The 17,644-nt window shown below is 38.2% G+C and carries 18 protein-coding genes; 10 read left to right on the forward strand and 8 right to left on the reverse strand.

What is annotated here, in order from left to right; genetic code table 11:
- Nucleotides 1-71 precede the first annotated feature (71 nt).
- Both pckA and M0G43_RS01120 read right to left on the reverse strand, forming a co-directional pair.
- Nucleotides 72-1,685: a phosphoenolpyruvate carboxykinase (ATP) gene (gene pckA, locus M0G43_RS01115; RefSeq protein WP_248022654.1), complete on the reverse strand. Its 1,614-nt coding sequence runs from the start codon at nucleotides 1,683-1,685 to the stop codon at nucleotides 72-74.
- A 60-nt stretch (nucleotides 1,686-1,745) separates the two neighbouring features.
- Nucleotides 1,746-2,141, reverse strand: coding sequence for a DUF423 domain-containing protein (locus M0G43_RS01120; protein WP_248022656.1), 396 nt, complete (start codon nucleotides 2,139-2,141; stop codon nucleotides 1,746-1,748).
- Nucleotides 2,142-2,221: 80 nt separating this feature from the next.
- Here M0G43_RS01120 and M0G43_RS01125 point away from each other — a divergent pair, with 80 nt between their 5' ends.
- Both M0G43_RS01125 and M0G43_RS01130 read left to right on the forward strand, forming a co-directional pair.
- Complete coding sequence (locus M0G43_RS01125) at nucleotides 2,222-3,586, forward strand: saccharopine dehydrogenase family protein (protein ID WP_248022658.1); 1,365 nt, start codon at nucleotides 2,222-2,224, stop codon at nucleotides 3,584-3,586.
- A complete protein-coding gene (locus M0G43_RS01130; protein WP_248022666.1) occupies nucleotides 3,583-4,053 on the forward strand; it encodes an Lrp/AsnC family transcriptional regulator in 471 nt (156 codons plus the stop codon). Before M0G43_RS01125 ends, M0G43_RS01130 begins: the two co-directional genes overlap by 4 nt.
- Before the next feature lie 120 nt (nucleotides 4,054-4,173).
- Here M0G43_RS01130 and M0G43_RS01135 read toward each other — a convergent pair whose 3' ends face one another.
- From M0G43_RS01135 to M0G43_RS01155, 5 genes are all read right to left on the reverse strand, one after another.
- Nucleotides 4,174-4,899 carry a Bax inhibitor-1 family protein gene (locus M0G43_RS01135; RefSeq protein WP_248022668.1) on the reverse strand — a complete coding sequence of 242 codons (726 nt, stop codon included), beginning with the start codon at nucleotides 4,897-4,899 and terminating at the stop codon, nucleotides 4,174-4,176.
- A 95-nt stretch (nucleotides 4,900-4,994) separates the two neighbouring features.
- Nucleotides 4,995-5,690, reverse strand: a complete 696-nt coding sequence (locus M0G43_RS01140) for a zinc metallopeptidase (RefSeq protein ID WP_248023780.1) — start codon at nucleotides 5,688-5,690, stop codon at nucleotides 4,995-4,997.
- 93 nt (nucleotides 5,691-5,783) lie between these two features.
- Entirely contained in the window at nucleotides 5,784-6,881 is a 1,098-nt protein-coding gene (gene ald / locus M0G43_RS01145; RefSeq protein ID WP_248022670.1) for an alanine dehydrogenase, read from the reverse strand.
- A 143-nt stretch (nucleotides 6,882-7,024) separates the two neighbouring features.
- A complete protein-coding gene (locus M0G43_RS01150; protein WP_248022672.1) occupies nucleotides 7,025-7,324 on the reverse strand; it encodes a DUF6370 family protein in 300 nt (99 codons plus the stop codon).
- Nucleotides 7,325-7,329: 5 nt separating this feature from the next.
- Nucleotides 7,330-10,389: a leucine--tRNA ligase gene (locus M0G43_RS01155; protein ID WP_248022674.1), complete on the reverse strand. Its 3,060-nt coding sequence runs from the start codon at nucleotides 10,387-10,389 to the stop codon at nucleotides 7,330-7,332.
- A gap of 265 nt (nucleotides 10,390-10,654) precedes the next feature.
- Here M0G43_RS01155 and M0G43_RS01160 point away from each other — a divergent pair, with 265 nt between their 5' ends.
- The 6 genes from M0G43_RS01160 to M0G43_RS01185 all read left to right on the forward strand — a co-directional run bounded on the left by M0G43_RS01160 (nucleotide 10,655) and on the right by M0G43_RS01185 (nucleotide 15,438).
- Nucleotides 10,655-11,533, forward strand: coding sequence for a cell division protein FtsX (locus M0G43_RS01160; RefSeq protein WP_248022681.1), 879 nt, complete (start codon nucleotides 10,655-10,657; stop codon nucleotides 11,531-11,533).
- Nucleotides 11,534-11,558: 25 nt separating this feature from the next.
- On the forward strand, nucleotides 11,559-12,668 hold the full coding sequence (locus M0G43_RS01165; RefSeq protein ID WP_248022682.1) for a TlpA family protein disulfide reductase: 1,110 nt from the start codon (nucleotides 11,559-11,561) through the stop codon (nucleotides 12,666-12,668).
- 38 nt (nucleotides 12,669-12,706) lie between these two features.
- Complete coding sequence (locus M0G43_RS01170) at nucleotides 12,707-12,976, forward strand: DUF3098 domain-containing protein (RefSeq protein WP_248022683.1); 270 nt, start codon at nucleotides 12,707-12,709, stop codon at nucleotides 12,974-12,976.
- Between the two features lie 73 nt (nucleotides 12,977-13,049).
- Nucleotides 13,050-13,847, forward strand: coding sequence for an undecaprenyl-diphosphate phosphatase (locus tag M0G43_RS01175; RefSeq protein WP_248022684.1), 798 nt, complete (start codon nucleotides 13,050-13,052; stop codon nucleotides 13,845-13,847).
- Between the two features lies 1 nt (nucleotide 13,848).
- Entirely contained in the window at nucleotides 13,849-14,541 is a 693-nt protein-coding gene (truB, locus tag M0G43_RS01180) for a tRNA pseudouridine(55) synthase TruB (protein ID WP_248022685.1), read from the forward strand.
- 111 nt (nucleotides 14,542-14,652) lie between these two features.
- Nucleotides 14,653-15,438, forward strand: a complete 786-nt coding sequence (locus M0G43_RS01185) for a hypothetical protein (protein ID WP_248022686.1) — start codon at nucleotides 14,653-14,655, stop codon at nucleotides 15,436-15,438.
- On the opposite strand, the gene M0G43_RS01190 is transcribed toward M0G43_RS01185, so the two are convergent.
- Nucleotides 15,435-16,055: a thioredoxin family protein gene (locus M0G43_RS01190; RefSeq protein ID WP_248022687.1), complete on the reverse strand. Its 621-nt coding sequence runs from the start codon at nucleotides 16,053-16,055 to the stop codon at nucleotides 15,435-15,437. The two genes, M0G43_RS01185 and M0G43_RS01190, sit on opposite strands and share 4 nt — an antisense overlap.
- 94 nt (nucleotides 16,056-16,149) lie before the next feature.
- Between M0G43_RS01190 and M0G43_RS01195 the strand changes: the two genes are divergently transcribed.
- Both M0G43_RS01195 and M0G43_RS01200 read left to right on the forward strand, forming a co-directional pair.
- Nucleotides 16,150-16,713 carry a DNA-3-methyladenine glycosylase I gene (locus tag M0G43_RS01195; RefSeq protein ID WP_248022688.1) on the forward strand — a complete coding sequence of 188 codons (564 nt, stop codon included), beginning with the start codon at nucleotides 16,150-16,152 and terminating at the stop codon, nucleotides 16,711-16,713.
- A 23-nt stretch (nucleotides 16,714-16,736) separates the two neighbouring features.
- Nucleotides 16,737-17,588 (forward strand): helix-turn-helix domain-containing protein, encoded by an 852-nt coding sequence (locus M0G43_RS01200; protein WP_248022690.1) that lies wholly within the window; start codon nucleotides 16,737-16,739, stop codon nucleotides 17,586-17,588.
- Nucleotides 17,589-17,644: the final 56 nt, after the last annotated feature.

Consider the following 17,644-nt stretch of genomic DNA (forward strand, 5'->3'; position numbering starts at 1 on the left):
AAATTGGTTTTGAAACATAAAAAAACGCGATTCAATTTGAATCGCGTTTTTATTTTCAACCTATAGGATAATTAGCTTTTCACATTAGGTGCGCCAGCCAAAATTTCTTCATTGGCAAACTCCTCATACTTCTTGAAGTTTTCTCTAAAGGATTCTGACAATTTGTACGCAGTCTTATAATATTCCTCATCATTGTTCCAAGTTTGTCTTGAACTCAAAACTTCGGTAGGAACACCAGGGCAGGTTCTCGGCTGCAACAACCCGAAGACAGAATGAGTCCTGTAAGTTTGCGGATTTACTTCATCTAAATCGCCATTAAGTGCTGCGGTAATCATGGCTCTGGTATATTTCAACTTGATACGGCTACCCACACCATAGGCACCACCCGTCCATCCAGTGTTGATCAACCAAACGTTAACACCAGTTTCTTTCATTTTAGCACTCAACATTTCGGCATATTTTGTTGGGTGCAGTGGCATAAAAGGTGCACCAAAACAAGCTGAAAAATTAGGCGTCGGCTCATCAATTCCAGCTTCTGTACCAGCTACTTTAGCGGTATAGCCAGAGATAAAATGATAAGCAGCTTGACCAGGAGTCAATTTTGAGATTGGAGGCAATACTCCAAAAGCATCAGCCGTCAAAAAGAAAATATTCTTTGGATTCTTTCCAATGGATGGCACTTGAATATTATTAATGTGATCTATTGGATAACTGACACGTGTATTTTGTGTAATCGAGATATCTTCGTAATCGACGACACCTTTAGAATCCATAATCACGTTCTCTAAAATAGCCCCTTTCTTGATGGCGTTGTAGATATCTGGTTCATTTTCTTCTGTTAGATTGATGACTTTCGCATAACATCCACCTTCAAAATTAAAAACCGTATTTTCAGCTGTCCAGCCGTGCTCATCATCACCAATCAACTTGCGATTTGGGTCGGCAGAAAGTGTCGTCTTTCCAGTTCCTGACAATCCAAAGAAGATAGCTGTATCATCATCTTTGCCCACATTCGCACTGCAGTGCATTGGCAATGTGTTTTTATAAACAGGAAGGATGAAATTCAAAGCAGAAAAAATTCCTTTTTTGATTTCACCAGTATAACCAGTTCCTCCAATCAATGCAATCTTTCTGGTAAAATCCAAAATCGCAAAATTGTGCTGACGGGTACCATCAACTTCAGGATTTGCCATAAACCCTGGAGCATTGACAATGGTCCACTCTGGTTTAAAGTTTTCGAGTTCTTCTTCTGTAGGACGAAGGAACATATTATAAGCAAATTGATTGCTCCAAGCATATTCGGTAATCACTCGAATGTTCAATTTGTATTTTTCATCCGCGCAGGCATAGCTATCTCTCACATAAACTTCTTTGCCAGACAGATAATCCACAACTTTATCATATAATTTCTGAAACTTGTCCGAATCAAAAGGAATATTGATATTTCCCCACCAAACTTTATCCTCTGTGATACTGTCTTTAACAATAAAACGATCTTTTGGAGAACGTCCTGTAAACTCGCCAGTATTGATTGCCAAGGCACCAGACGAGGCCTCAACGCCTTGACCTTTTTTGATTGCGATGTTGTGAAGTTCTTCAGGGGAAAGTTGGTAATTTACTTTGGCATTTTTAATTCCATATTGTTCTAACGAAATCGATTTCGTAGTTTGGGTATGATCTACCATAATAATGTTGTATTGTTTATTGGTGCAAAATTAAACAATATTTTAAAGTACACACTAATTTTAGTTGTTATCCTTTTTCATTTTTAAAAAGTTTATCAACAATATCACCCAAGCTATGATCAGAAGCAAGCCTCCTATTGGAGTTATAAATCCTATTGTTTTAAAGTCAAAGCCGCTCAAATCATTGGTTGCCAATCCATAAATAGACCCAGAAAAAAATATAATTCCGATCAAGGTGAGATAAAAAATGATGGTTTTGAACTTCTTTTGAACATAATTTGAAGTTCCAATAATCAACAGAAAAAAAGCGTGGTAAATTTGATATTTCACTCCTGTTTCAAACGTCTGAATGGCTTCTGAAGTAATAAGTTGCTTTAATCCGTGGGCAGCGAAAGCACCTAAAATAATTCCTAAAATCCCTAAAATAGATGCCGTGATCAATATCGTTTTGTTCATATAATTTATGTTATCCAGGTTTTAATAACCCTTTGTATTTAGTAAATTCGTACCTACAAAATTACTCAAGAAATTCCACTATGCGAAAGATTTTAATCATTGGAGCTGGTAAATCGACATCCTATCTCATCAAATATTTGTTGGACAAATCAGTATCTGAAGAGCTACATATCATTGTTGGTGACATAAGTATTCAAAACGCCAAAAAGCTGATTGGTAACCACGAAAATGCACAGGCAATTATGCTTGATGTTTTCAATAAGCAATCGCGTCAGAGCGCCATTGAAAATTCAGACATTGTCATTTCGATGCTTCCTGCAAGATATCATATTGAAGTTGCCAAAGACTGCGTTTCTTATGGGAAAAATATGGTGACAGCTTCTTATGTCAGTCCAGAAATGGAAGATCTTGATGTCGCAGTCAAGAACAAAGGATTGGTTTTTATGAATGAAATCGGTGTAGATCCAGGCATAGACCATATGAGCGCAATGAAAGAAATTGATGCCATTCGCGCAAAAGGAGGAAAGATGATTTTGTTTGAGTCTTTTACTGGCGGATTGGTTGCTCCTGAAAGTGATAATAATCTATGGAACTATAAATTCACTTGGAATCCTCGTAACGTGGTGGTTGCTGGCCAAGGAGGCGCTGCCAAATTTATCCAAGAAGGCACCTACAAATATATTCCTTATAATAGATTATTCAGACGTACAGAGTTTTTGGATGTAGAAGGTTTTGGACGATTTGAGGCTTATGCTAATAGAGATTCGTTAAAATATCAGTCTGTTTATGGTCTCGACAATGTCAAAACGCTTTATCGAGGTACGATGCGACGTGTAGGATTTAGCCGAGCGTGGAATATGTTTGTACAACTCGGAATGACCGATGATAGCTATACGATTGATGATAGTGAGAATATGAGCTATCGCGATTTTGTGAATGCATTTCTACCGTACAGCCCTACCGATTCGGTGGAGTTGAAATTCCGTTATCAACTAAAAATTGAGCAGGACGATTTAATGTGGGACAAAGTCTTGGAGCTGGATATTTTCAATCCAAACAAAATGGTTGAACTTAAAAAAGCGACACCTGCCGAAATTCTCCAAAAAATATTGATGGACAGCTGGACGCTCCAAGAAGATGACAAGGATATGATTGTGATGTATCATAAGTTTGGATATGAACTGAATGGTGAAAAACATCAGATTGACTCTACGATGGTTACTATTGGCGAAGACCAAACCTATACAGCAATGGCAAAAACCGTTGGATTGCCTGTCGCCATTGCTGCTTTGGCAATTCTAAACGGAAAAATAACGACTCCAGGCGTTCAAATCCCAATTACGGCCGAAGTTTATGAGCCAATTTTGAAAGAATTGGAAGCTTATGATATTAAATTCAACCTTTACGATGTTCCCTATTTGGGCTATAATCCTTTGAATATTTGAAAATAGTCAATCAAAATATTGAAATAGACGGTATCGACAAGGAAATTCTACGTGCTTTGATGGAAGATGCACGCACACCTGTCTTGGAAATTGCGAGAAAGGTTGGTATTTCTGGTGCCGCTATCCATCAACGATTACGCAAGCTTGAAAAATCTGGGTTGATTGCAGGCTCTAAATTTGTCATCAATCCAAAAGTATTGGGCTATACCACAATGGCATTTGTTGGAATTTATTTGGACAAAGCGATTAGTAATCCGGAAGCCGTCAAACAATTACAGAAAATACCAGAAGTTTTGGAATGTCATTATACGACTGGAAACTGGAGTATTTTTATCAAAATTCTTTGTAAAGACAATGAACATTTGATGTTTCTGTTGAATAAGGAAATACAATCCATTCCAGGTGTCTCACGAACGGAAACTTTCGTGTCTTTAGCGCAGCAGATTGATAGACAAATTAAGGTATAAAAAAAGGCCTCAAAACTTTCTTGAAACCTTTTAGTTATTATGAGTGTCAGGTTGAGCGCAGTCGAAACCTATTTCCAATTTGAGCATTTTAGTTCTCGACTCCGCTCGAACGGACACGCATTAGTCTCTCGACAGGAAAATACTCAACACATACCAGAACAATAGCATCAATGATGCAAACAATCCGATAGCTGCTGGAACATAATCTTCCGTTGTATATTTATTCACCAAGTTTGATGTTTGGTACAAAATACTGCCACCAGCCAACAAACACATCGCTACAGAGAACCAAAGTCCGAGGTTGAAACCGAATAACATCCCAGCGATTATCAAACCAATTGCCACAAAAAAGCCAATGGTCAAACCAGTTTTTAAGAAAGAGAAATCTTTTTTCGTTAAAAACACAACTGCTGAAAGCCCTGTGAACAATGCCAAGGTTACGATTGATGCTTGATACAGCATTTCAGAACCTGAATCAGTATATACCATAGCGAGGAATATCAACGGCACAAAAATGAATGCTTCCGCCAAAATATAAAGTCCATAAGCCAGATACTGCTTGTTTCTATCTTGCGTTCTCATCGCCATACTTTCGGCATAATTGGTCACCAACATAAAGCCGCCAAGCATCAAAAGCCATTTGATGCCTTGCGTCATTGATAGCGCAAAAGAGACGATTGCTTCGCTCTGAAGTAACAAAAATTCAAAAATGACAAAGGCCAAAACACCTCCTGCCACGTGTGCATAGGTCTTTTTGTAAAATTCGACACGCTCTGCATCTGAAACAGCATTCAATAACAACTTCTGTTCAAAATTGTCAAAAGGACTTTCTGTATGATTTTCCATAAAATTCAATTTTAGTTAGGTTTTAAAAATAGTAAAAAAAGAAGCCGAATTTCAACCGTTCGTCGAAATTCGGCTTTTTATTAAAATAATAGTCCTTAATCTCTACTTCCGAAAACCTGCAAAGCCCAATACAGCAAGGATGCCAATGCACCAATAGCTGCCACTAAATAAGTTCTTGCCGCCCACTTAAGTGCATCTTCCGAACCTTTATATTCTTCTGGCGTCACCATATTTTTGTTTTTTAACCACGCTAATGCTCTATTACTGGCATCATATTCCACAGGCAACGTTATGAAGCTAAACAATGTTGCCATTCCCATAAACACCAAACCTGCGATTGCAACGTAGAACCCTAATCCAACACCAGCAGCAGCTCCCAAAATCAAGCCACCAATGACCAACCATTGCGACATTCCAGAGGTCACACTCACTACAGGCACCAATGCCGAACGCATTTGCAATGCGCTATAAGCCTGGGCGTGTTGCACAGCGTGTCCACACTCGTGCGCCGCAACTGCAGCAGCAGCAGCATTACGTTGGTGATATACTGGTTCACTTAAATTGACTGTTTTGTTTTTTGGGTTGTAATGGTCTGTCAATTGTCCGGCAACAGAAATGACTTCAACATCTCTAATGCCATTATCTGCCAACATTTTTTCTGCAATTTCCTTTCCGCTCATACCATTACGCAATTGCACTTTGGAGTATTTGGCAAACTTTCTCTTTAATTGATTGCTAACCAACCAGCTAACCAAAGCAATGGCTCCAATCAACACATAATAACCTAACATTCCGTTCATATTCTTTAAATTAATTTGTTTTCATAAAGATAGCAAAAAGTAAGCCAATTTAAAGAAATGCAATTTTGTCAGTAAGCTCAAAAATCATACTGTGGAGGCCCAGCCAAATGCCTCCGAAATACCTTCATAAACCACTTCGCCTTTCACCACGTTTAATCCCTTGGCAAGCAGCGCATCTTGTGCGCAGGCATTTTCCCAACCTTCATTTGCAAGCTTCAACACATAAGGCAAGGTCACATTAGTCAGCGCCATAGTGGATGTGTAAGGCACAGCTCCAGGCATATTCGCCACGCAATAATGAACGATGTCATCGATAATATAGGTAGGATTTTCGTGCGTGGTAGCCTTTGTCGTTTCAAAACAACCGCCTTGGTCCACAGCCACATCTACAATCACAGTTCCAGGACGCATCAATTTCAACATATCTTTTGTAATCAATTTTGGAGCTTTTCCTCCTTTGATAAGGACTGCACCAATCACTAAATCGTGGCTTTGGATGTGCTTTCGGATATTATATTCGCTCGAAAATTCGGTAATGACGTGGCTCGGCATAATGTCGTTCACATAACGAAGACGTTTCATATTGATATCCATAATGGTCACGTGCGCCCCAAGTCCGGCAGCCATTTTAGCCGCCTGAATGCCAACCACGCCTGCGCCCAACACTAACACACGTCCAGGAGGAACTCCAGGAACGCCACCCAATAATACGCCACGACCCTTAATAGGTTTTTCCAAATATTTGGCACCTTGTTGAATGGCCATTCTACCAGCCACTTCCGACATTGGCGTTAGCAATGGCAACGTGCCATCGTCATCCTCAACTGTTTCGTAAGCAATGCAGATTGCTTCACTTTTTAACATTGCCAAGGTCAATTTTTCACTGGAGGCAAAATGGAAATAGGTAAACAACACCTGATTTGGTTTGATGAGCCCGTATTCCTGTTCAATCGGCTCTTTGACCTTCACAATCATATCACTCTTCTCGTAAACCTCTTCAATAGTTTGAAGAATAAACGCACCGACTTCTTCATAATCAGCATCAAAAAAACCACTTCCGTCACCAGCAGTGGTCTGCACAAATACGGTATGACCGTTTTTTACCAACTCGTTAATGCCTGCTGGCGTCATTCCAACGCGATTTTCGTTGTTTTTGATTTCTTTTGGGACACCTATTACCATAGTTTCTAATTTTATATAAATTAAATCATTTATAAGTTATACTGCAAAATAAATAGGGTAATAGTTGTTATTTTTACGATATAAAACAAAATACCCCTAAAATTTTAGGGGTATGGTTTAAAAATTATATGTTTTATATAAATCTAATCTATTAGCTTGACAGAAGACACCTTAAAGCGATTGTCTTCGACATTACCTATCACCTCTGCTTTTCGAACCACTTCACAAAAACCAGTTTGTTCATCGTGGGCATCACCAAAATCATCAATGTCAGCACCATCTACAAAATACGCTTTGCCATCGAGACGAACCGCCAAATCACAACCATCTTGTGAGGTCAAACCAAACTGACATTGACCGCAAGAAATTTCAACGACTTGTTTTTCTTCTGTTTTGCAAGCAACACAGAGGATAAAAGCAAAAATAAAAATCACTTTTTTCATAATGTCTATCCTACGATGTTGACAATTTTCCCAGGAACGATAATCACTTTTTTAGGTGTTCGCCCTTGTAATTGCTCTTGTGTTTTTTCGTGCGCCATCACCGCTTTCTCAATTTCGTCATTGCTTAAATCCAATGGCAATTCCATCGTGAACTTCATTTTACCATTAAATGAAATTGGATAATTCTTGCTGCTTTCTACCAGATATTTCTCTTCAAACTTTGGAAAAAGCGCCGTGGAAATGGATTCATTATGACCCAATTGACTCCACAATTCTTCAGCAATATGAGGTGCATACGGCGAAATCAAAACCAATAATGGTTCCAAAATCTCTCGGCTGGTACACTTTTGAGCCGTTAGTTCATTGCAGGCAATCATAAAGGTTGACACCGAGGTGTTGAATGAAAAGTTGTCAATGTCTTCCCCTACTTTTTTGATGGTTTTGTGCAAGGTTTTTAAGTTGTCCGCTGTTGGTTGTGCATCCGTCACGTTCAAACCATTTTCGCCCACGTACAACTTCCATAGCTTTTTAAGAAAACCGTGAACACCAGTGATTCCAGCAGTATTCCAAGGCTTGTATTGCTCCAAGGGTCCAAGGAACATTTCGTACAAACGCAAACTGTCGGCTCCATATTCTTCGCAGATTTGGTCTGGATTGACGACATTATATTTGGATTTGGACATTTTTTCTGGCTCCCGATCAACAAAAAACGAGCTACCAGACTTCAAAAACTCTGAATTACTAAAATCCACCCTCCAATTTTCAAAGGCTTCTATATCTAATTTGTTTGACGAATCTACAAAAGAAACATCTACGTGCACTTTTGAAACAGTAAAGCCTATACCTTCAATCACTTTGGACATATCCTTAAAATGACTTTTCAAAGCCTGATAAATATCCGGCATATAAGTATGTAGCGTTCCCCTATCTTCAACAGGAATCAAATCTTTAAATGGATGATTTTCTACCAATTCATATGAAGCAAAGATTTTATTATTATAAATTTCAATAAAAGAATTTATTCTTGATTTTTCTGCTTCGGTAAAGTCATTTCCAGTAATTACATTCGCTAAATGGTCTGAATGATTTTCTAACTTTAATCTATAAACAAACGCACTCGTTCCCAAAATCATCCCTTGGTTAATCAATTTTTTGGCAAACTCCTCAACTGGCACCAATCCTTTATCGAACATAAACTTTTGCCAAAAACGTGCGTACAATAAATGACCTGTCGCGTGCTCGCTTCCACCAATGTATAAATCAACCTGCTTCCAATAATTGACAGCTTCTTGAGAAAAGATTTCTGCATCATTATGTGGGTCCATATAGCGGTTGAAGTATTGCGAACTTCCCGCCCAACCTGGCATTGTATTCAATTCCAGCGGAAACACATTTTTATGGTTAATCAAATCATTTGAAACCACTGAATTGCTTTCGGTATCCCAAGCCCAAACGTTAGCGTTACCCAAAGGTGGTTCACCAGTTTCGGTTGGCAAATATTTTTCAACCTCTGGAAGCTTGATTGGCAAGTGCTTCGCATCAATCATTTGCGGCATACCGTTGACATAATACACTGGAAACGGCTCGCCCCAATAGCGCTGGCGACTGAAAACAGCATCGCGCAAACGGTAATTGGTTTTTCCTTTGCCTTGTCCTAACTTTTCGAGTTCGTCTATCGCTTTTTTGGTCGCTTCTTTATAATTCAACCCATCAAGAAAAGCGCTATTCGTTATGACGGTTTTTTCTTTATCTGAAAATGCTTCTTCGCTGATGTCAACGCCTTCAAAAATATTCGGAATTGGCAAGTCAAAATGCTTTGCAAAGTCATAATCACGTTGGTCGCCACAAGGCACAGACATCACGGCGCCAGTTCCGTAGCCAGCCAACACATAATCGCCTATCCAAATAGGAATAGGCTTTTTTGTAAAAGGATGCTCGGCGTAAGCGCCTGTAAAGACACCTGTAATGGTTTTGACATCTGCCATTCGGTCGCGCTCGCTACGTTTTGCGGTCGCTTCGATATAGGCTTCCACCTCTGATTTTTGTTCAGGTGTTGTAATATCTGAAACCAAATCGTGTTCTGGCGCCAGCACCATAAACGATACACCGAAAATCGTATCAGGGCGTGTGGTAAACACTTCTATGGTTGCAGACTCTTGACTGCTACTTGTTGGTCTGACATTAAAACTAACGCTCGCTCCTACGGATTTTCCAATCCAGTTGCGCTGGATTTCCTTTAAGGATTCTGTCCAGTCAAGCGCTTCTTTATTATAATCAATGCCGTTCAGCAAACGCTCGGCATACGCCGTAATACGCATACTCCATTGCGTCATTTTCTTGCGAATCACAGGATGTCCGCCACGTTCTGACACACCATTGACGATTTCATCATTCGCTAACACCGTCCCCAAAGCCGGACACCAATTGACTTCCGTTTCTGCCAAATAGGTCAAACGGTATTTTAACAAGAGTTCCTGTTGCTTTTCCGAAGAAAACGATTGCCATTCTTCTGCTGAAAATTGAGGTGTATCATCGTCACAGGCTGCATCGACATTGGCATTTCCTTCAAAAGCAAAAATCGATTTCAAAGTTTCAATTGATTCAGCTTTGTTGGATTTATTGTTGTACCACGATTCAAACAATTGGATGAAAATCCATTGTGTCCATTTGTAATAACTCGGGTCAGATGTTCGCACTTCACGACTCCAATCAAACGAAAAACCAATTTGGTCCAACTGACGACGATACGTTTTTATGTTTTCTTCTGTCGTTACCGCAGGATGCTGCCCTGTTTGAATGGCATATTGTTCCGCAGGCAATCCAAAACTATCATAACCTTGTGGATGCAAAACGTTGAATCCTTTATGGCGTTTGTATCGTGCATAAATATCCGAAGCAATATAACCTAGCGGATGCCCTACGTGCAAACCTGCACCACTTGGATACGGAAACATATCCAGCACATAATATTTTGGCTTATCGCTATGGTTTGAGGCTTTGAAAGTTTCGTTTTCTGCCCAATATTTTTGCCATTTGGCTTCTATCTCGTTGAAATTGTAAGTCATAATAATGCCTGCGAAAGCAGGTATCTTTTTAAATTTTTATTATATACATAGTTCTCGACTGCGCTCGAACAGACAGAAATGATGCTTGATTTCTCGCAAAGGCGCAAAGATGCAAAGAAGTATAGAAAACTTTGTGTCTTTGCGACTCTGCGAGCCTTTAAAACGGCAAATTTAAGCTTATTATAACAATGTTGAAAGTTTAAACGTTGTAAACCTAAACAGAATAGATTTCTTTTATATTTTTACAGCATCAACTAATTTTTCCATGAGTTCATCCTTTGATAGATATCAAAAACGCAAGTTAATCTCCTCTTATTTTTCTGTTGTCATCAGCATTGCATTGGTGCTTTTTTTATTGGGTTGCCTTGGCTTGTTGGTTCTCAATGCCAAAAAAATCGCTGACCATTTCAAGGAGCAGGTGGTAATGACTATTTATCTGAATGATACTGCCAAAGAAGTTGAGGTCAACCAACTAGAGAAAAGTTTGGCAATGGCAGAATACACCAAGAGTACGCATTATGTGTCCAAAGAAGAGGCTGCCGAATCCATGAAGGCAGAATCTGGTGAAGATTTTATGGATTTTATTGGCTATAATCCATTGCAAAATTCTATTGATGTGCATTTAAAGGCTGATTTCGTCACAACAGAAACCTTGGAAGGCATCACAGAGGAACTATCAGATAAAAAGTTTATTGAAGAAATCCGTTATGACAATGATTTGGTGGAATTGATGAACGACAACGTCAAGAAAATCACATTTTGGGTCTTGGTCATCAGTGCTATTTTCACCTTGATTGCTGTGTTGCTCATCAACAGTTCCATTCGCTTGGCAGTATATAGCAAACGTTTTATTATCAAGACGATGCAGATGGTGGGCGCTACAAAATCCTTTATCAGAAGGCCATTCGTATTTAAAAGCGTACAACTGGGCATCATTGGTTCTATTGTGGCGATGATAGGGATGGCTATTGTGCTGTATTATCTTAACCAAACATTTCCAGAATTGGAATTGGCGAAAAATCCAGTATTGTTGACAGGATTGTTTGTAGGCATCTTTGCCTTGGGAATTTTAATTACTTGGGTCAGTACTTTTATTGCAACCCAACGTTTCTTGAATTTGAAGACGGATGCACTGTATTATTAGTAGAAAAATATTGAGAAACTATTTTTTGAAAAACATATCAATTACATCATTGGCTGTCATATTACTTGTAAGTTGCAAAGAAAAAGAGACGGTTGATATCCACTACATATCTGAAAAATTTTACGAAAATGTTGAATCTATAGAAAAGATACAATATTATGTTCAGAGTAAAATGACATTTACTGATGGAAATGTGTCAGAAAATGTTGGTTTTGCAATAATTGAAAGAGAACCCAATGACACCATTTTTGGATTTTCATTTTACGGAATAAAAACGAATAACAACAAATCAACGATATACAAAAACGGTTTAGGGTTCTTAATTTCAAATAACGAAAACAATTTTAGACAAGTTAAAGCAGAGCATTCACTTTTAGATAGGTATGGTGGGCCAATGGTGTATAGAGACCTTTTTAAACTGGATAGAATTTACAAAAGTGTAAATATTACTGAAACTGAAAATAGCTTTATTCTGAATTTTGTATTCGAAGATGATTTGAAAAATAAAATAACCAATAAAACTAAACAGCTAGAATTAAGTAAGTATACATTTTTACCAAGAAAAATAGTTTATTCATCACAACCTGATTTTGGTAGTAGGAATGTGGCAATCTATGATTTTGACAATTTTAAAATCAATCAAGATGTTGATAAAAGCATAAGTGAATTCATTCAGGGCCTAAATCAATACGAGCTACTGAAAGAAGAAGAGGCTACACCCAACCATCTTTTAAATAAAAAATTACCCTTAATTTCTTTGAAAAACTTGCTTGATGAAAATGAAACTGTTGAAATAGAAACAGGCAAAATTACTTTGATTGATTTTTGGGAAGTCTGGTGCAGTCCTTGTATTGCCTCATTTCCTAAAGTTGAAAATCTTAAAAACACATTTTCTTCCGATTTGAATATCGTTGGAATAGTTTCAGATAACAAAGAAAACGCGATAAAATTAGTTAAACATAAAGGAACTACATTTTTGAATTTAATTGGAAATAAGGAGCTATATAAAGCATTTAGCCTGGATAATGGTTTACCAAGATATTTTTTGATTGATTCAAACGGAATAATTCAAAAAGAATATCACGGATTTTCATCTCAAATTGAGAAAGATATCCGGGAGCTAATTCAAAAATAAATCCCTTACTTTGCAACGTCCTTTTTAAAATAAAATCAATGGGAGAAAAAAAACGAAAAGAAGAAGCCAAAAACAATTTCATCTTCAGAAAAAGAAATTATAAGTTTATGCTGATAGGTCTCGGATTTATTGCCCTTGGCTTTATATTGATGGCTGGCGGTGGCAGTGACGACCCTAACGTTTTTGACGAATCCATTTTCCATTGGAGGCGAATCAGATTGGCACCCACACTTGTGTTGATTGGTTTTGGTATTGAGGTTTTTGCCATATTGTTGAATCCAGACAAAGAAAACAATTCCAAATCTTAAAATTCCAAACTCCAAAAAAAATGAACCAAAACCCATTTGGAATTTGGCATTTGTTTTTTGAAAATTCAATCATATGGACGTTATTGATTCAATAATTCTCGGAATTATTCAAGGCCTTACAGAGTTTTTACCTGTGTCTTCCAGTGGGCATCTTGAAATTGGCAAAGCGATTTTAGGCGACCATTCTGTTCCCAAAGAAAGTTTACTTTTTACGGTGGTATTGCACTTTGCCACTGCTTTGAGCACCTTGGTGGTGTTTAGAAAAGATATATGGAGCATTCTACAAGGAATTTTTAAGTTTGAATGGAATGACGATGTGCAATTGGCAGCAAAAATTATCGTTTCGATGATTCCTGCGGTGATTGTCGGTTTGTTGTTTGAAGAACAATTAGAATCGCTCTTTGGTGGAAATATTCTCTTGGTAGGCTTTATGCTTTTGGTCACAGCAGCCTTGCTGTTCTTGGCCGACAAAGCAAAGGATACCGACAAAAAAGTCAGTTTTGGCAATGCTTTTGTCATTGGTATTTCACAAGCTATTGCGATGCTTCCTGGTATTTCCCGTTCGGGAGCGACCATTTCGACCTCTGTATTGCTAGGAAACGACAAAAGCAAGGCAGCACGATTTTCATTTTTGATGGTAGTGCCATTAATCTTCGGAAAAATTGCAAAAGACCTATTAAGTGGCGAATTGACGTATGAAAGCACTAACTTTTTACCAATTTCCATTGGTTTTATAGCTGCTTTTGTATCTGGATTATTTGCCTGTACGTGGATGATTAAACTTGTCAAACGCAGCAAACTCACCTATTTCGCCGTGTATTGTGCCATTGTAGGTTTGGTTGCCATAGGCGTTTCACTTTATACCAATTGATGTGACGGCTGAAGACTATCTTTCTGGACAGGTATTATTGATTGACAAGCCGTTGCAATGGACGTCTTTTCAAGTGGTGAATAAATTGCGATGGGAAATCAGACGTGCTTTTAACATCAAGAAAATCAAGGTTGGCCACGCAGGGACTTTGGACCCTTTAGCGACAGGCTTGTTGGTGATTTGCACAGGAAAGATGACCAAAAAGATTGATACCTTTCAGGCACAAATCAAGGAATATACAGGCACGATTGTTCTTGGAAGCACAACGCCATCTTATGATTTGGAAACAGATATTGACCAACTATATCCAACCGAGCACATTACAGAAGCACTTATTCTCGAAACCACAAAACAATTTATTGGCGACATTCAGCAATTTCCGCCCGTGTTTTCAGCCATCAAAAAAGATGGAAAGCGATTGTATGAATTCGCTCGTGCTGGTGAAGCGGTCGAAGTGAAGTCAAGAACCATTCACATTTCAGAATTTGAGATTACCAAGATTGATGGTACGAATGTCGATTTTAGGGTCGTTTGCAGCAAAGGTACCTACATTCGTTCTTTAGCGCACGACTTTGGAAAAGCTTTGAATTCTGGAGCGCATTTGTCTGCACTTCGCAGAACCAAAATTGGTGATTTCGATTTGTCCAACGCACTTTCACTTGAAGATTTTATTGCCAAGTTGCCTTCGGAATAATTTCTTAATCTTTCGTCAAATTTTAAGGAAATCACGCCGTTTTAATCTTTTTTCGTTAATTTACCGTATATAATAGTACCTAATTGACCCGAAAAAATCTTAAAACCTGCTTTGGAATTACTTGATAAACATAAAGCATTCCTCATCACCATATTGATTATGGGTACGTTTATATTGACCTTATTCAACTTAAGTTTGATAAGCGAAGGCGAGCGTATGGCAGAAACCTATTATGAACTTCAACCTGAAAAAACGCCAGAAGAAAAGTTGCTAGAGCAATTGGCATTAAATGACCAGGCCGCTGCTCAATCTACCAATAAAGCCTTCAATGAGACTGACGAATTTAAAGAGATGATGAAAAACTTCAAGTCTTTAAGTTCGAATGATTTTGATAAAACGACAAAGCAAACCGAAACCGAAGAAACCGAAGAAGTTGAAGAGGTTACTGATGTAAAAACGACTGAAACAACAGCTGAATCTTCCATCAACGAAGACGAACTGTCGTCTTACAGCAAAATCAATAAAGTCATCTCAATGCGTTCTGCTGAAAAACGAAAATCGGCAGCTTCCAATGGGGATAATTCGTCCAATAAAGTGGGTGCCAATTCCTCTGCCAATCGCAACAGTAGTGTCAGTTATTCCTTAAAAGGCAGAAAAGACGAACACCTTCCACCACCTGTGTATTTATGTGAGGAAAACGGTAAAATCGTCATCAATATTTCTGTCAATTCTGATGGAAAAGTGGTCAGCACTTCTTTAAACAAAGCTGCATCAACCTCTACCAACGAATGTTTGATAGACAGTGCTTTGGAATATGCTAACGATGCGAGGTTTGACACTGCATCCAATCCAAATCAGATTGGAACCATTACCTACATCTTTGTAGGCAAAAACTAAACTTTCAAGAGTTCTAATAGATCTTGAATGGTTGTATGACCTTTATCTTTGTTGTACCATAGTTGTAATTCTTCTTTGAATTCAGGCGTTAAAATGCCATACGTTTCTTTAAACTCATTGACCAACTGCGTTGCTATACTAGGTCTCGGTCCATAGGTATCAAGAACGTTTCCAGATGTATTATCAATCATAATCAGTTTTGGGATGGAACGGCCTCCATTGGTCAAAAACGCGTCCATAAGCGCCTCATTTTCGTCTCTGTACACTAATTTCAAATCAATGTTATTTGAAAGCTCGGCAACTTTATTTACAAACGGTAGCACCTGTGCTGCATCGCCACACCAACTTTCGGTAAGCACCAACCAAGTTACATTTCCTTTAAATTTCGCAATACATTCTTTTACCTCATCTGATACTTTGATGGTCTTATCCCAACGCTTCATGCGTCGGTCATTTAACATAGTGTAATTAATCAACGCTTCTGTTTTGTTCGTACCTGATGTGTCGTCATTGTCCACAAAGTTCGAAACCTCGTCTCTGTATTGCGAATAAGAGATTCCTTCGGTCAATCCTTCTTCTATGGCGGTTTGTGTGGTGATATCTTGTGTGAGTTCCATGAGTGTTTTTAATTTGATGTAAATTTAAAGCTTACTGACTGTTTTTTGGGTAACAGTTGTTACATTAGTAGCACAAATCAAAATACCTTACACTATGGAAAAACACAGATGTGGTTGGTGCCTTGGCGACCCAATTTATGAAGCGTATCACGATACCGAATGGGGTGTTCCGGTCAAAGATGATGATACTCTTTTTGAATTTTTGATTTTGGAAACCTTTCAGGCTGGTTTGAGCTGGATTACCATTTTGAGAAAACGAGACAATTTCAGAAAGGCATTTGATGAATTTGATTACAAAAAGATTGCCAACTACCAACAGGAAAAAATAGATAGTCTGCTTGAAGATGCTGGCATCATCCGAAACAAACTAAAAGTCAATGCAACGGTCACCAACGCAAAAGCCTTTATGGAAGTTCAGAAGGAGTTTGGAAGCTTTAGCAATTACATTTGGGGCTTTGTAGATGGCAAACCCATCAAAAATGCCTTGACCAATTACAAATCGGCACCACCAAAAACCGATTTGAGCGACGCTATCAGCAAAGATTTAAAGAAACGAGGGTTTAAGTTCGTGGGCTCAACGGTCATTTATGCGCATATGCAAGCCACAGGAATGGTAAATGACCATGAGGTGAATTGTTTTAGGTATAATGAAGTTTAGTGATAGCCCTTTAAAATTTATAAATGTTAGAAACAGAAACATTTGAGACAAGAGAGCCAAAAAATAAGCTTTTGAAAAAGAACATTGCTTATTATTACTTTCACTCCATAACAAAGCCCAACCAACTAAAGCGAATATTTTATTACCCCAACCCTGTTAATGCACTAACTATCTATAAAAACTCTAAAGTTTACTTTAAAGAAACTCATTCTTTGGCCCGACCAAGCCAAAAAAATGAGTATGATTTTTGTTATGGAGGCATCCAGAAGTATTTCAGGGTTGCGGAGATGAACACGCCTTTTACAAGAATAGGCATAGCCTTTAAACCTTTGGGTATTAACGCATTTTTGGAGCTTCCATTATCAGATTTAATCTCTAAAAACGACGATTTGCACTTTGACTATTTTAGTTCAAACATGAAACCTGTATTGGAGCAGGTCAATACCTCAAATGATATAGAAGAAAAGGTCAATCTTTTAGATGCCTACTTCAGCAGGAATCAACATCCGTTTCTTGATGAGTGCCTTACAAGTGCCATTCAACTAATTGATGAAAGCGAACCCATAGTATCTGTTCAGGATTTAGTGACACAACTTGGTGTTAGTCACAAAACGCTTCATAGAAAATTCAAAAAACATCTCAACTGTAGCATCAAGACTTACATAGATATTGTGCAGTTTAGAAAGGCACTCAATCATTACCTTAAAAATGAAAATCCTTTGAGTTTGACTGCATTGGCAAACAATTTTGACTATTACGACCAGGCAGAATTCATAAATAAGTTTAAAAAAATAACAGGTATCAACCCCAAACGTCTTTTTAAGGATATCACACAATACGGCAATCAGGAACTGTTTTGGAACAGCAACCACTAAATGTCCAAAATCTCCAATTTTTTCAGAAACGGTAACCCTAAATTTGGATTTTTAAT

It is taken from the genome of Subsaxibacter sp. CAU 1640 (assembly GCF_023156585.1).
In the GTDB taxonomy this organism is placed as follows: Bacteria; Bacteroidota; Bacteroidia; order Flavobacteriales; family Flavobacteriaceae; genus JBPOFM01.